This is a genomic window from Flavobacterium aquidurense, assembly GCF_002217195.1.
GTDB classification, from domain to species: Bacteria; Bacteroidota; Bacteroidia; order Flavobacteriales; family Flavobacteriaceae; genus Flavobacterium; species Flavobacterium frigidimaris.
The window spans coordinates 12,468-28,401 of the sequence record NZ_MUGR01000024.1; the positions used below are offsets into that span (position 1 = coordinate 12,468).

General features: G+C 34.2%; 15 protein-coding genes. 4 read left to right on the forward strand and 11 right to left on the reverse strand.

All coding sequences use genetic code 11. From position 1 onward, the window contains the following. Positions 1–281: 281 nt before the first annotated feature. From B0A67_RS12355 to B0A67_RS12370, 4 genes are all read right to left on the reverse strand, one after another. On the reverse strand, positions 282–842 hold the full coding sequence (locus B0A67_RS12355) for an AraC family transcriptional regulator (RefSeq protein WP_072958754.1): 561 nt from the start codon (positions 840–842) through the stop codon (positions 282–284). 2 nt (positions 843–844) lie between these two features. Continuing rightward, positions 845–1,375 carry a DUF3347 domain-containing protein gene (locus tag B0A67_RS12360; RefSeq protein WP_072958758.1) on the reverse strand — a complete coding sequence of 177 codons (531 nt, stop codon included), beginning with the start codon at positions 1,373–1,375 and terminating at the stop codon, positions 845–847. 190 nt (positions 1,376–1,565) lie between these two features. Next, positions 1,566–1,901, reverse strand: coding sequence for a hypothetical protein (locus B0A67_RS12365; protein ID WP_084074528.1), 336 nt, complete (start codon positions 1,899–1,901; stop codon positions 1,566–1,568). A gap of 123 nt (positions 1,902–2,024) precedes the next feature. Further along, on the reverse strand, positions 2,025–2,858 hold the full coding sequence (locus B0A67_RS12370) for an AraC family transcriptional regulator (protein WP_072958765.1): 834 nt from the start codon (positions 2,856–2,858) through the stop codon (positions 2,025–2,027). Between the two features lie 102 nt (positions 2,859–2,960). On the opposite strand from B0A67_RS12370, the gene B0A67_RS12375 reads away from it, so the two are divergent. The 4 genes from B0A67_RS12375 (at position 2,961) to B0A67_RS12390 (ending at position 11,453) form a co-directional block, all read left to right on the forward strand. Then, complete coding sequence (locus B0A67_RS12375) at positions 2,961–4,127, forward strand: MFS transporter (RefSeq protein ID WP_072958768.1); 1,167 nt, start codon at positions 2,961–2,963, stop codon at positions 4,125–4,127. Positions 4,128–4,763: 636 nt separating this feature from the next. Continuing rightward, positions 4,764–8,006 carry a SusC/RagA family TonB-linked outer membrane protein gene (locus tag B0A67_RS12380; RefSeq protein WP_072958771.1) on the forward strand — a complete coding sequence of 1,081 codons (3,243 nt, stop codon included), beginning with the start codon at positions 4,764–4,766 and terminating at the stop codon, positions 8,004–8,006. A gap of 17 nt (positions 8,007–8,023) precedes the next feature. Further along, the gene (locus tag B0A67_RS12385; protein WP_072958775.1) at positions 8,024–9,838 is read left to right on the forward strand and encodes a RagB/SusD family nutrient uptake outer membrane protein; all 1,815 of its coding nucleotides are present in this window, start codon (positions 8,024–8,026) and stop codon (positions 9,836–9,838) included. Between the two features lie 34 nt (positions 9,839–9,872). Next, positions 9,873–11,453 (forward strand): DUF5123 domain-containing protein, encoded by a 1,581-nt coding sequence (locus B0A67_RS12390; RefSeq protein ID WP_072958778.1) that lies wholly within the window; start codon positions 9,873–9,875, stop codon positions 11,451–11,453. Between the two features lie 176 nt (positions 11,454–11,629). Here the strand turns inward: B0A67_RS12390 and B0A67_RS12395 are convergent, their stop codons facing one another. From B0A67_RS12395 to B0A67_RS12425, 7 genes are all read right to left on the reverse strand, one after another. Then, on the reverse strand, positions 11,630–12,202 hold the full coding sequence (locus B0A67_RS12395; RefSeq protein WP_072958781.1) for a pentapeptide repeat-containing protein: 573 nt from the start codon (positions 12,200–12,202) through the stop codon (positions 11,630–11,632). 41 nt (positions 12,203–12,243) lie between these two features. Further along, positions 12,244–12,444: a hypothetical protein gene (locus B0A67_RS12400; RefSeq protein ID WP_072958784.1), complete on the reverse strand. Its 201-nt coding sequence runs from the start codon at positions 12,442–12,444 to the stop codon at positions 12,244–12,246. 70 nt (positions 12,445–12,514) lie between these two features. After that, positions 12,515–13,435, reverse strand: coding sequence for a helix-turn-helix domain-containing protein (locus B0A67_RS12405; protein ID WP_072959334.1), 921 nt, complete (start codon positions 13,433–13,435; stop codon positions 12,515–12,517). A gap of 4 nt (positions 13,436–13,439) precedes the next feature. Continuing rightward, complete coding sequence (locus tag B0A67_RS12410; RefSeq protein ID WP_072958787.1) at positions 13,440–14,003, reverse strand: DUF6642 family protein; 564 nt, start codon at positions 14,001–14,003, stop codon at positions 13,440–13,442. Between the two features lie 297 nt (positions 14,004–14,300). Further along, entirely contained in the window at positions 14,301–14,690 is a 390-nt protein-coding gene (locus tag B0A67_RS12415; RefSeq protein ID WP_072958790.1) for a hypothetical protein, read from the reverse strand. Between the two features lie 250 nt (positions 14,691–14,940). Further along, on the reverse strand, positions 14,941–15,267 hold the full coding sequence (locus B0A67_RS12420) for a DMT family transporter (protein ID WP_072958793.1): 327 nt from the start codon (positions 15,265–15,267) through the stop codon (positions 14,941–14,943). Between the two features lie 66 nt (positions 15,268–15,333). Further along, positions 15,334–15,897 carry a Crp/Fnr family transcriptional regulator gene (locus B0A67_RS12425; protein ID WP_072958797.1) on the reverse strand — a complete coding sequence of 188 codons (564 nt, stop codon included), beginning with the start codon at positions 15,895–15,897 and terminating at the stop codon, positions 15,334–15,336. Positions 15,898–15,934: the final 37 nt, after the last annotated feature.

The following is a 15,934-nucleotide window of genomic DNA, read 5'->3' on the forward strand; positions in this document are numbered from 1 at the left end:
TGAGAATGATTTGTAAGATTTATAAATTCTCAATTTTTAAAGTAAAGAAGTAATTGAATTTGAGTGTTATACAAAAATAATGATATTTTTACTTAAAGAATTACGTTGTACTAAAACAGCACGGTTTTTGTGTTTTTGTAGTATAAATAAAAAAGACAGATTGCTATATAGAGTAAAAGAAGAAATTGTAACCGTTGTTGTGATTTCGGCAATGGGACATTACTCAGATAAATAGAAAACGTGCTAAATTTTAGCACGTTTTTTTATAGTAAAAATTTGATTTATAAATTCTCAATCTCAATACGTTTTTTATCTTTCAATTGCTTGAAGTAAGTAGGCGTAAATCCTGTGATTTTCTTGAACTGATTACTTAAGTGTGCTACATTGCTGTAGTTTAGCATATCAGCAATTTCGCTTAACGAAAGTTCATTATAATTAAGAAGCTCTTTTACTCTCTCAATTTTCTGACTGATAAAATACTTTTCGATCGTATTATTTTCAATTTCCGAGAAAAGATTGCTAAGTGTACTATAATCCTGATTGATGTTTTTGACTAAATAATCAGACAAGTTGATTTTAAGCTCGTTGTTTTTATGATGAACCAGATCAACAATCAGATTTTTTATTTTTTCAATGGTTTTACTCTTTTTATCATCAATAAAATCAAAACCCAAATCTTGTAAGTTTTTAAGCAAAACTTCTTTTTGATTGTCTGTAATAGCATCTTGAAGTTCAATTTCTCCCAATTCTACAGAGATAGTCTGAAGTCCGAGTTTATCCAACTCAGACTTCACAACCATTTTACAGCGACCACACACCATATTCTTGATGTAGAGCGTCATATTTATTTGATGGTTTCTACCACGTTTCCGCAAGTCAGCATCGAAGAACCATAATACGGATTCTTAACTGCTTTTTCTTTACTTAACCAGTCTGCATCAGCCATTGGGCAATATTGTTTGTAAACAGCCACATCAGATTTAGAAACCTTAATTAAGTCGTATGTGTTTTTTGAAAGGGATTTGAAAGTCTCTCGTTGCTTTTTAAGATCCGTTGTATTCGAAATACTTTTAGCATCAGCGGTTAGTTTTTTTACCACTTTCATCCATGCAGTGTGTTCAGTAGTTTTTAATTTATCCATTTTTATAGCCGTAATGGCAGCCAGTAAATCTGTGGCTTTCGCCGAAGTTAGCTTGGCATCACTTTTAATCAAAGCATCTTTTACGGTAAAATAAGCATCATAAACAGATTGGAGCTGACTTGAATCCGCAACCTCGATTATAGTTGTTTCTGTTTTGATTGTATTTGCCTGAGCAAAATTTGCAGTAAATACGAATGTAATTGCTGCTGCTATCGTTGAAATTGATTTTTTCATTGTATGTGTTTTTATAGTTATAGAGATTATAAATCTTTCTCTAAGTTAAATAATTCTAATTTAAAGTTTTTATTGTGGAGACAGCTCCGTAAAATTACAGTCCTGAAGTTTTTAGAATATAATTTGTTTTTTTTCTTTGAGCCTTGTTGCCTTTGTGATAAAACCCAATTATGGCTGTCAGAAATCAGAATTATTTTATTTTTGGCGGTAACCAGATCGAAGTAAAACCATCCGAAATAGCAAGGTTTTTATAATAAGGAGTTGCTTTTTCAAAAGAGAAATTGAATAGATTATTATCGAATTCAAATTCATTTAGAGTTACTAGACTATATTGTAATCCAGAAGTGGTGCAGCCGGAATGATCACATTTTCCGTTGCAACCGTGCGGGTCTTTCTTAGAGTCGTGACTTTTTTTGCAACAGTCTTTTTGGCAAGAATCAGCAGTATCCTTTTTTGAAATTGATTTCTTTTCACACGAAGTTTTTTCTTTGACTTTTCCACATGCATAACCCGTATTTGACATCATAAAGAAGCCAAGGGTTAAAAAGAGAAATAATATGTGGATTTTTTTAGTCAATGAAAAAGCTATTTAACAATACAAATTTAAAGTTTTTTTTTAACAGCCGCTATTTATTTAAGATTTCGAATGTTATGTTTTTTTGAACTCAGTTGGTTTCATGTTTTTTCTCTTTTTAAAATAATTCGATAAGTGACTTTCGTCTGTAAAACCAAACTCATACGCAATTTGTTTAATTGGCAACTGATTGTTATGGATTCTTTTTTCAATCAAAGTCGTTCTCAAATTATGAATATAATCGCGGTAACTAATTGTGAAAGTCCTTTTGAAGTAAGCGCTAAAATACGTTTCGGCAATATTAAAATGATTGGCGATCACCTTTATCTGAACCAGTTTTGGCTGGTAAATATTCTGATGGATATAAGAGGTGATCTGTTCATTATCGATAGAATTTCCTTTCACGACAAGATTCATACCGCGCATGGTTTCTTTAATTAATCCAAAAATCGAAAGAATCTGATAAAATACAATAGGGGAGGTCGAGACATCTGTTTTACAATTATAAGCTGCAATGTTTTCGATCGTGTTTTTTAATATTGTCTTACAGGGATCATCCAGTTTTAAAACTGTTTCTTTGAGTGTTTTATCACGCATGAAACTCTCCGGAGTGTGAATTAAAAATTCATCGCAGGTAAGGTTTTGCTTCGAGTTGAAATAATTGTCAGTAAACTTAATATAGAAAAATCGGGTTGATTTTTTAATATCAAAATAATGCTCGTCTTCCGGTGAAATCACAAAAAGATCACCTGACTTGTAGGGCAATAAGTTGTTGTTCAGATGATGAACTCCGCTGCCTTTTTTGATGTAAATGATTTCATAATAGGTATGCGTGTGTGGCGGAAGGTGAAATTTTTCATCTTCAAATTCATCAATGACCAGAGTTTTGAATTGATTTAATTTCGGCATAACTTAAATTTACAAGTTTATGTCGCAAATGTACAATTTATTTTAAGCACAATCGTCTTAAATTTGCACCATAGAAAATCTATTCCTTTCTTGTAAAAACAAATGAAAAAAAGTCTTATTGCACTCTCATTAGGAGGTTTAACAATCGGTATTACCGAATTTGTTATGATGGGTTTGTTACCGGATATTGCCTCAGATATGAAAGTTTCGATTCCCGTTGCGGGATATTTAATCTCTGCCTATGCACTGGGCGTTGTTATTGGTGCTCCCTTATTAGTGATCTTAGGGAGAAATTTTGCTCCTAAAAAAATGCTTTTGATATTAGCCTTGATGTTAACGGTTTTTAATGCGCTTTCGATTATTGCCCCTACTTATAATTTTTTATTCGCATCTAGATTTCTGTCCGGATTACCACACGGAGCTTTTTTTGGCGTTGGCGCTGTAGTGGCCAGTCGTTTGGCTGATAAAGGAAAAGAAGCTCAGGCAATTGCGATTATGTTTTCCGGTTTAACACTAGCCAATTTAATAGGCGTACCAATAGGTACTTATATAGGACACCATTTTATATGGCGTTATACTTTTATATTAATAGGAGCAGTTGGTTTACTTACGTTTTTGTTTATTTCTTTATGGATGCCCAATCTTGATAAGGGTGAGACTGTAAATATGAAAACACAATTGCAGTTTTTTAAGAAAACCGAGGCCTGGTTAATCATCGGAATCACCGCCATAGGATTTGGAGGTTTATTTGCCTGGATCAGTTATATAGCTCCTTTATTAATAAATGTTTCAAAATTCTCTGCTGAAGATGTTTCGTATATATTGATTCTTGCCGGTTTGGGAATGGTAGTTGGAAACTTTTTAGGAGGTAAACTGGCAGATAAATATTCGCCGGCTCCTACCGTACTGGCCTTATTATTTGTGATGTCGATAGATTTGATTTTGGTTTATCTGTTTTCATCTAATCAATACGTTTCGTTATTTCTGACCTTCCTGACAGGTGCTATTTCTTTCTCTGTTATCGCACCAATTCAGATGTTGATGATTCGAACTGCTAAAGATGCTGAAATGATTGCTTCGGCAGCATTGCAGGGAAGCTTTAATATTGGGAATGCTTTAGGTGCCTTTTTAGGCGGATTGCCTCTGGCTGCAGGATATAGTTATGCTTCACCAAACCTTATTGGGGTTGCAATGGCTATTTTAGGTATGATCATCACTTTTGTATTAATGCAAAAGCATAAAAGTGCTTTACAGTTACAGCGTGCATAATCGCTAACTACTTCTTTAAAAAATAGAAAGCCCTTAAACGATTTTTGTTTAAGGGCTTTTTTATGCCCTGTTCTAACTTTTTTTAGTATAAAGTTTTAAAGACAGACCAATGAAAGAATATTTTGTAGGAATAGTATTGTTTTATTGTGCGCTTTAGGTTCAGTGATTTCCCAAATTATTAAAATTTGCAATAAGATTATTGTAAATTTTCCTATTATTAAATGTTAAAAATACACTTACTAATATTGCAATTACTTTTAGTGTAATCGATTGTTTTTATTCGGAAATCGCAACAATTTTAGAAATATTAAAAATATATTTAATATTTATTTGCAACTTAAATTACACATGTCGTATAAAAAAGTGCTTTTATTTTTGGTTTTTTATTTTTTTTAGGAAATTTTTATGAGTTTTGATTTTTTGTGTCAAAAAAATATTTATGTTTGTGTAATCGATTACAACTTTTTTTAAAAGACAAAAAATAAGTTCATTAAAATGACTTTAATAGCTATAATCCCTTAGCATTGTTGGATAAATGAATTTTTAGCTGTAACAGAAAAGTTGAAAGAGTAAACTTTAAATGATCACAAAAAACCACTTAAACTAAAAACTAATTAATAACTTAAACAATTAACCATGAATTTTAAAGATTTATTTAACAAGGGAGCAAATGGTTGCTTTGCAGTTGTTTTCTTATTGTGTTTACTGACGAGCCATCAAATGAGTGCGCAGAGCGTAACACTTGAGGGAACTGTTAAGGACGCTGCGGGACTGACTTTACCTGGTGTTAATATATTAGAAAAAGGAACCAAAAACGGAACTTCGACAGATTTTGACGGGCATTACAAAATAAAGCTTAGCAGTTCAAAAGCGGTATTGACCTACTCTTTTATAGGTTTTAAAACCAAAGAGATAGCCGTTGACGGAAAAACTAAAGTTGATGTTGTTTTATCTGAAGATTCAAATACACTAAATGAAGTTGTAGTTGTTGGATACGGAACAGTGAAAAAAAGCGACTTAACAGGAGCTGTATCGACTATTTCGGGTAATGATTTGAAAAAGGTTCCGGTAGCGAATGTTGCTGAAGCCTTAACAGGTCGTATTGCAGGTGTACAGGTAAGCTCATCAGAGGGGTCACCGGATGCAGATATAAAAATCAGAGTTCGTGGAGGTGGTTCTCTTACTCAGGATGCTTCGCCTTTGATTATCGTAGATGGATTTCCGGTAAACAGTATGAATGATATTTCTTCATCTGATATTGACTCAATGACAGTTTTAAAAGATGCTGCTTCAACTGCAATATACGGATCACGTGGTGCAAACGGGGTAATTCTTATCACAACAAAACGTGGAAAAGATGGTAAAATGGCAGTAAGTTTTAACATGTTCTATGGTATGAAAACCATGGCGAATCAAATTGATGTTTTGTCACCGGATGATTATACGAAGTGGCAATACGAATATGCTTTACTGTCACAAACAGGGACAAAAGTAGCTTCTGATCCAACTTCTTACACGAAGTATTTTGGAAATTGGCAGGATCAGGATATGTACAAAGGTCTAAAGGGTGATGATTGGCAAAAGCAGATTTTCGGACGCAGAGGAGAGGTGCAAAGCCGTGATTTAGGAATTAGAGGAGGAAGTAATAAGGTTAATTATAATTTTAATTATGCTCATTACGATGAAAAGGCCATTATGATAGGTTCAAACTATAAAAGAAATAACCTTTCCCTGGCTTTAAATAGTAAAATAAGTGATAAGGTTGATGTTGGTTTTACAGTGCGTTATTCAGATACTGAGATTGATGGTGGAGGTGTAAATGAACAAAACGAAAAATCTTCTTCAGATTCACGTATGCGTACGATTGTTGGTTATGCACCAATTCCAGTCTCAGGTTTGACCTCTGAAGATGTTTCCGGAGATGGCTCAGACGTATTGATAAATCCTTTGAGATCAATTTCTGATAATAATCGCCAGCAATTTCGTAAGAACTTTAATATGTTAGGAAGTTTTGGATGGGAGATTATAGACAATTTAAAATTGAAAGTAGATTTAGGTCTTGATAATTTCAATACTTTAGATTATCGTTATTATGGACGTAGCACTTACTATGTGGCAAATGCTCCAATTGGTACATTACAGGGTAAGCCGGCAATGATTATGTCAAATGGTAATGATAAACGTTTTAGAAATGCTAACACGTTAAATTATGATTTCAAAAAAATAATGGGTGCTAACCATCATTTGAATGTTCTTCTTGGACAAGAAAGTATTACATATACTTCAAATACATTAACTAATACCATTCACGGATATCCTAACTTTTTTGATTTTAATCAGGCAAAAACATTAACAACACAAGGAACTCCGCAAGCAGTAGATAATTATTACAGCCCTGAAGATAAATTATTATCATTTTTCGGACGTGCCAATTATGACTACAAAAATCGTTACATATTCTCAGCCACATTTCGTGCAGATGGTTCAAGTAAATTTTCAGAAGACAATCGTTGGGGATATTTCCCGGCTTTTGCAGCAGGTTGGAAAATTTCTGAAGAGAGTTTCCTGAAAGATGCAAGCTGGATAGATCTTCTTAAAGTAAGAGCTAGTTATGGTGAGGCGGGAAATAATAATATACCTGTTGGACAGCAAATTCAAATTTTTCAATCTACACCAACAACCTGGATCAATGGAGTTACCAGTGTTTGGGCACCTTCAAAAACAATGCCTAATCCGGATCTGAAATGGGAAACAACAGTAACTCAGAATGTTGGTTTGGATTTTGGATTTTTCAAAAATCGCTTAAGTGGTAATTTTGATGTGTATAAAAATATTACCAGTGATTTGTTAATTAATTTTCCAGTTGCGGGTTCAGGATATGATTTTCAATACCGTAACATGGGAGAAACACAAAATACAGGTTTCGAGGCTACTATAAATGTTGTAGCTATTGACAAAGCCAAATACGGATTGAACTTTTCATTCAATATGGGAATAAACAAGAATAAAATTAACTCACTAGGTGTGATGAATAATTTTGGACAGGCTACAGGTTGGGCTTCTTCACAAATTGGAGATGATTATCTAATAGCGGTTGGTTCTTCTCTGGGGACTATGTATGGTTATAAGAATGACGGAAGATATGAAGTTTCGGACTTTGATTATGTTGGAGGAAAGTATGTCTTAAAAACCGGGGTAATTCCTACTGCTACTACTTTAGTGGGAGACGGAAGTTCTCTTAAGCCTGGTGACATGAAGCTGAAAGATGTGAATGGAGATGGTAAAGTTGACCTAAACGATAAAACAGTTATTGGTAATGTTAATCCTAAAAGTTCAGGTGGGTTTGTGATCAACGGAAATGCATATGGATTTGATTTAATGGCAGCTTTTAACTGGAGTATTGGTAATGAAATATATAATGCTGATAAAATTGAATTTTCGACAGCTACTGCTTCAGGGCAGTACAAAAATCTAAATTCTACTATGGCTGACGGAAACAGATGGACGAATCTTGATCCTGTTTCAGGTCAGTTAGTAACAGATCCGGTTGCATTAACAGCTCTTAACGCGAATACGACGATGTGGTCTCCTTATATGAGAAGCGCCATATTTACTGATTGGGCAGTTGAGGATGCATCGTTTTTAAGATTGAATACTTTAACATTGGGGTATACAGCCCCTCAGATGTTTACCTCTAAACTTGGAGTTTCTAAATTGAGATTCTATCTGACTGCAAGCAATGTTTTTGTTTGGACTAACTATTCGGGTTCTGATCCGGAAGTTTCAACGAGAAGAAAAAATCCATTGACACCAGGGGTTGATTCTAGTCCTTATCCAAGAAGCAGACAAATGGTTTTTGGAATGAATCTTAATTTCTAATTTTAAATTATCACAAAATGAAACATAAATTAATAATAGCAGGATTGATAATTTCGAGTTTATTCAGTTCTTGCCAGCAATTTGAAGACGACTATTTAGATACAGATGCTCCATCGACATTAGATCCGTCTGTAATTTTCTCTGCAGCTGAACTTGCAAAAGGGGCCGTTGATGGAATTAAAGTACCGTTTGCTGAGACAAACTCTTACAGAGGACGTTTCTTACCTTATTATGGTTTAAATACAGATACAGAGTGGTATAATGCTTCTCAAACAGCAGGAGATAAGGCAGATTTGTGTGTTTATGATGCAAAGCCGGGGAATACGGAGATGAATACTACCACTAATGCTTACGCAATGATGTTTGCGGGTATTGAGCGTGCCAATGTTTGTATTAAGGGTATACGTCAATATGGAAATCCTTTGCCGGGAACAGAAATGGGACAGCTATTAGGAGAAGCTTTGACACTAAGAGCTATTTACTATGCTGATTTAATTAAGGCATGGGGAGATGTTCCGGCTCGTTTTGAACCTATTACTACTGCTACTTTATATTTGCCTAAATCAAGCAGGGATATTCTTTACAAACAATTAATTGCAGATTTAGGAGAAGCAGCAACATTGGTCGCATGGCCTAACGAGACTACTTTTACAAGTACCGTAGAACATATTAATAAGGCTTTTGTAAAAGGATTTAGAGCACGTTTGGCCTTGGCTGCAAGTGGTTATCAACAATATCCTGATGCAGTAAGAAGAAGTAATGATCCGGAACTTTCGGTAGCTAATATGTATGCATTGGCATTAAAAGAATCTCGCGAAGTAATTCAAAGTGGTTCTGCTCGTTTAGAATCTACTTTTGAGGGACTATGGAGAAAATACAATCAGGAAAATACTACTGCCGGAGGAGAATCTCTCTGGGAACTTCCTTTTGCTGATGGTCGTGGGCGTATGTTATTTACCTTTGCAGTAAAGCATACTTCTGTTAGTGATCAATTTCAGGCTAATGGTGCCAATCGTGGTGGTGTAGCTGGTCCATTACCATTTGTTTTTTACGATTATGATCCAACAGATTTACGTAGAGATGTTACGTGCGTACCTTATAAATGGGGTACTGCTGTAGCTGCAGCTCCATTTCCTATTGCTAAACAAGAGTTGGGGACTTTAGATACTTGGTACTTTGGTAAATACCGTTATGAATGGATGACACGCAGAGTTACTTCCGACAATGATGATGGAGTTAATAAAATGTACATGCGTTATGCTGAGGTACTTCTTATTGCCGCAGAAACAGCAAACGAATTAGAAGGACCCGGAGCAGCAATGCCATATTTGAAAGAAATTAGAAGAAGATCATTTCCTGTAGCAGCTCAGACTGAAAAAGTAGAGAACTATGTAAACAATTTAGGTAGTAAAGAAAGAATGTTTAATGCTCTTGTTGAAGAGAATAAATTTGAGTTTACCGGAGAAATGGAGCGCAAGCAAAATTTAATTCGTTGGAATTTGCTGAAAGCAAAATTAGATGAGGCAAAACAAAAAATGACAGAGTTATCAACTCGCTCAGGTCAATATGCCGATGTACCAGCAACTTTGTACTATAAATATAAAGCAGATAATGTGTCTCTTGATATCTACGGATTAAACAGAGGAGAAACAACAAATCCGGGAGTAACCTATACTGCTCTTGCCTGGACATGGACAGGTACAACAGCAGATGCTAAAATTGCATCGCTGTATAAACCGGGAGTTAACCCTGATAACAGACAATTCTGGCCAATATGGCAAGTGTTTATTGATGGAAGTAATGGACAATTAAAAAATGATTTTGGTTATTAAATCTTTAAAAATTAATAATAAATTATAAGTTATTATGATGAAAACAAAATATATATTTATAGGATTAATAGCCACAATACTTCTTGCAATTGGAGTTTCAGGTTGCGAAAGTTATAACGAAGAGCTATTAGACAATATAGGAAATACAAGAGAATTTTCTCCAATTGGCTTTAAAGCCATCATTAGAAACAAAACTGCAGTTGAATTAAATTGGACTTTTAAAGAAGATGAAACTGCAGATCATTATGTAGTAGAATTTAGTGCAGATGATCCGGATTTTAAAGTGATTTATAAAACATTACAAGTTACGGCATCTCAATTGCCATTAACAGTACAGCTAGAAGGAGAAACTACTTATTCTATAAGAGTAAAAGCTGTAAGTGCTGCTGGTATTGCAGATTCTAAATGGTCGGTTACCACAGCTACTACTGCATCTGAACAGATAATGTATGCTATTCAGGATGCTGATATTGATTCAAAAGTGGCTATTTTAAGATGGATTCCAGAGAGCAATGTTACTCAAATTACTGTAGTTCCGGGAAATATTACGCACACGATAACTCCTGCGGAAAAAATTGCCGGAGTTGCTACTATAACAGGACTTACGGGTGATACAGCTTATACGGCTACTTTATTGAATGGAACTAAAACAAGAGGGACAGCAGTATTTACCTCTGCTGTTGATCTAAGTACAGGTACCGTAGTTAATCCTGAAGATAATTTAAATGCAATCATAACTCAGGCAGCGCCAGGTGCAAAACTATACTTAATGCCTGGAAGTTATAAAGCCTATGTTGGTGATATAGTATTAACCAAGCCAGTTACCATTAGAGGAGCTAAAAGATATGCCAGACCATTAGTAAACGTAACTTTTACTGCGGCTGCGGGGGCTTCTGCTGTAAGTTTGATAGATTTAGATTTAGATGGTACAGGAATTACCAATGCATCACTTCTGACTGTTAGCGGAGCTTCAAGTATATACAATGATATTTTGATAAGCGGTTGTAGAGTTCATGATTATTCACGTGCTTTAATCTCTGCAAATGCAAGCAATACAAAAGTAAAATCTTTTGTAGTAGACAATAGTATTGTTACAAATGTGAATACAAATGTAGGTGCAGATTTTGTTGATTTCAGAAATACATATGTTGCTGAAATCATTCTTAAAAACAGCACATTTAATAACTGTTCAACAGCTCGTGATTTTGTTAGGGTTGATGCTGTTTTGCCAGCTAACGGTGGTTTCTCTGGTACAGGTTTAAATACGAATGTATTAATTGATAAATGTACTTTGTACAAAGTGTCTACTACAGCAGCACCAAAAAGAATATTGTACCTTCGTTTTAGTGCTAATACCTCAACAGTAAGCAATACTTTGATTGCTGAGACTACTGCAATTTATACCAATCAGGCGACTACGACAGCACCAGGATTTAGTATGACCTATTATAGCAATGCACCAGGTTTTATGGACGCAACGATTCCTTTAAATAAAGTTGATGCTACGGGAGTTTCTGTAAATCCACAGTTTACAAATGCTGCAGCAGGTGATTTTACAATTGGTAATCAAAATTTAAAAGATAATGCAATTGGAGATCCTCGTTGGATTAAATAAGAAATTTTTATAGAGTTAGTTAAAAAGGGATGCAGTTCAAAAAACTGTATCCCTTTTTTTATACAACTAAATGCTGTTATTGAGTATCAATACTATTCACAACTTCGATAAAGGTTTTAGCAAAAATGAAATCCGTTTAGATCTGTAAAAATCCGTGTGCCATTTTAGCAGAATTCTTATTCAATATTGAAATCAAATTTTTCCAGCAAACCGGCAAGCGCCGCATGCGAAACTTTTGTTCCTTTAATTTTATTTTCTGAAGGATCAAAAGTGTAATTTCTGGAAGAACGAAAATCTGTTTTCTCCAAAATACAATCCTGAAAAGTAGCATTGGCAAGGTCACAGTTTTTAAAAACAGCCAAAGACAAATCACTATTCGAGAAATCGACATCTTTAAGAGAGCAATCAATGAAGTTGGTTTTCTTCAGTTTTTTATAAATAAAAGTGGAGTAATCCAGAAGGCAATCCTGAAAATTCATTGAAAACAAGAAGCTGTTACTGGCACTAAAATCAAGTCCCATTAATTTACAACCCATAAAATTGATGTTTTTTAGGCCTGTACCTTTTAAGACAGAAAGCGAAAGATTGCAGTTTTTGAACGTACAGTCTAAAAAATCGATATAACTGAAATCACTTTTAGAGAAATTACAATTGATGAATTCGCAGTTTATAAATTCGTTGTCAGACAACTTCTGATCAGAATAATCAATAGTGTCAAAAGTTTTGTTCTGGTGCAGTGCAGCTTCCATATTAATAAGTTGAGGTTTGAAAGAAGATTTTTAAGAGCAATTTATTCTAATTCGACACAATCGAAGACTTCGTTTTTTAACACCATTTCGTTTACTTCAGAGTCGCAGTCAATCCTTAAAATATTATCACAATCTTCAAGATCAAAATTCCATAAAGCGTTTGGTAACAATTCGTCAAGTAGTGAACTGGCGAACTCTAATTTCGATTTTGTATCAACGGAAGTTTTAAAAACATAAATCATAATTTGCTATTTTTTACACGGCAAATTTCAACAAATGCTTTTTGAGTTGATAGGATTTTGCAAGCAATAATTAGGACTTATCAATCAATTTTCGGTATTGAATAGGGGTCATGCCTTCATTTTTTTTGAAAAAACGACTAAAGTAAGAATGATCCTCATGTCCTACCTGCATGGCAATTTCGCTTATAGAAAGTGACGTTTGAAAGAGTAAATATTTAGCCTCTAATAAAATGGTTTCGTCAATCCATGAAGCAGCAGTTTTGTTTGTGACAGCCTTAACAGATTTGTTTAAATGATTGGGTGTCACATTGAGTAAAGAGGCATAATAATTAACCTGATGGTAGGTTTTGATATTCTGATGAATTAATTCTCTGAATTTACTGGTAAGAATTTCTGCTGCCGAGAGGTTTTTAGCAGCTTTTACCGTATTTTTATTCATTTCATAAAACAGGGCAATCAAATACGCCTGTACAATATTGAGATTGGCGGTTTCAGTTTCTGAATACTCTGTTTGCAGCCGATTCAAAATCGTGATAATGGATGCTGCATCATTGGCTGATAAACTAACTTTTGGATTTCCGGATATTTTTAAAAAATCAAAATCATTCAATATTTCACGATTGGCATATTTTCCAATTAAAATATCAGGATGAAATTGGCACACATAACCGGTATGGGAGTTATTAATGTTTTTTATTGAAAAAACCTGACCCGCCGGTACCACAATAACTTCATTAGAAACAGTTTGATATTCCTGGTATCCTACTTTCATGGTATGACTGCCAGATGTAATAAAAAGCAAAGTATGGCAACTGTGTTTAGAAGGAGGAACGGGATATTGTAAACCCATTATTTCATCCATTTGTAAACAAAAAAAGTGATCTGAATTGGATTTAAAAAGCAAATGTACAGGATTATCCTCGCCCAAAAATTTCTCCCGGAATCCTTTTGCTTCATAAGTTTTTACCTTTTCGACTGTCTTGCTTTTCATGGTATTAATAATACAATCTAAAATCGAGTAATTTGCATAAAGCATAATGTTTTTGGTACAATTCTTCGACCACTTCGGTAATGTCGTCATTGTCCTGATACAGGCTAAAAAAAGCTTTATCTATAGTGCTGCAGCTTGCAATTTTATTATAGGTAGATCCATAACCTGAGATCGCCCGCGCGCCAGTGATATCCAGAAAATATTGCGCCTCTTCGTTGTTGAGGTCCAGAACTTTTAAATTTGCAAAATGTATAATTTTTCCTTTCATTTTTCCTTCAAAAAGTTCCGCTATTTCTTCTAAACTATAGTAATAATCATGAAGGCATATCGTATTGGCTTCACCCGGCATTACCAGATAAATGATTTCATAATCTTTAAAATTATGATCTTCATAAAGTAGCACATTCAGGCTTTCTTCCAGGCCTTCAATCGTATCGCAGGTTTTATAAATACTGGCAATACCCTGATCAATAGCAATTTCTTCCAGGTTTTTGACTACTAGAGTTTCTCTGTCATCGTCTACGTCTGGAACACCTTCGAGGCAGAAGATGAATTTTTCGTAATCCATACCATTATGTTTTCCGGTTGCTGATAAAACCTTATTTTTCCTTTCTTACAAAAGTATTTTTTATTGTTGAAAAACTGCTATCCGAAAAGTTTTTTAACGCATTTTTGACATTGAAGAAATAATCAGCTATTTGCTTTTACTATAAACACAATCTTTGATAGGAAGGAGTAGGAGTCTTCACAAGTAAAACTGTAAGGAAATTATATTTGGTGTTGATTTAACGCGGGATTGTTTCTTCGTGGTATAAAAAAAGAGGTTGTTGCTAGTGGTGACCTTTAAAAATAAAGTTATTAATTTTTAATCTGCTCTATTTAAAACTAATAATTTTTGCCACCATTTTGGTGCTGTTTTTTTTAAACTTTCAGAATAGTTAATCAGGCTGGTATCTTTTTTATTTCCGCATGCGGCGCAAAAAGAAGCTTTGGGAGTTCGGTAAGGTTTAGAACAATTTTCGCATGCTGATCCGTATAATTCAATTCTGTGATGCATGATAGCATTAGGATTTGTTTCTTCAAATCCTGTTAAATCTTTGTAATAATCAAGTAAGTCTTTGAAACGTTTCTTTCTTGTCATGCTGCATTTTCCCGTTTCAAAACCATTGCGATATAATTTGGATGCTATTTTATATTCCTCTTCATCAAGCATAGGAACTTCCATTTTACAACGCCAACACCAAAGATTTTTCATGATCTATCTTTTTAGGTTTAAAAGGTCTAAAGAATTATTTTGAATTAAATGTCTTGCTAATTTAAAAGAGTGTATTGAGATTGACTTACGGTTTTTCACATTTTGAAAACAAAAATCGTTTTTTTAATAATGATGGTATTGCGTATAAATACCTGATTTTTAATTAAAAGGAAATAAAAAAAAGCGAATTAGTCAGTGCTAATCCGCTTTTTCGTCATTATTTTACTTTAAAATGATAGAGTTTTTTTTATTAGTGAGATACTGCTTTTAAACCTACAATAGAACCAATAAGAGTTGCAATAAAAAACAGACGCCAGAAATTCGTTGGGTCTTTAAAGATTAAAATTCCAATGATTACAGTTCCTACAGCACCAATACCTGTCCATACGGCATAAGCAGTTCCAAGAGGTAAAGTTTGTGTCGCTTTCATTAAAAGTCCCATACTAATAACCAGAGAGACAAGAAAACCCGTATACCACATATACATTTCGTTTCCGGTTGCTTCTTTAGCTTTTCCCAAACACAAAGTAAAGCCAACTTCAAATAAGCCGGCGATAATCAAAATAATCCAGTTCATATCTTTTTTTGACAAAGGTTAGAAAAGGAATTCGTTAGTAATTTTACATTTGTTAAAAAATGAAAATTATTTGATATCAGCGCGAATTCTGCTTAGACTCACTTGAGAAATACCCAGATACGAAGCAATATGCCCTAATTGAACACGCTGAATCAAATGAGGATAATCGTTAAGGAGTTCTGCATAGCGTTCAGTAGCAGTACGAAACTGACGGGAGATAAGCCGTTCTTCTGTTATTACCAGCTCTTTTTCGGCAAACTTTCTTCCCCAATTGGCAATATGGATATCTTCCTCAAATAGCTTTTGCAGCTTTTCAGATTTCAATTCATACAATTCACAGGCTTCCAGAAGTTCAATATCTTCATATCCTTTCTGATGGGCAACATAGCTTTTCATGGATAAAACTGTGTCTCCTTCCTTGCCAAACCAGAAAGTAACTTCATTGTCATCCCGATTAGAATAAGCTCTCGCAATTCCTTTCCGAATAAAATAAATGTTGCTTTCAATTTTATCCGCTTTTAATAAAATATGCCCTTTCGGATAATTTATTTCAGTCACACAGTTTTGAAGTATCAGTTTTGAAGTTTCCGGCAAGAGGTATATTTGATCAAGAATTTGTTCTATTTCCATATACTATTTTATTGAAGTTTTTTTGTTTTTAGAAATG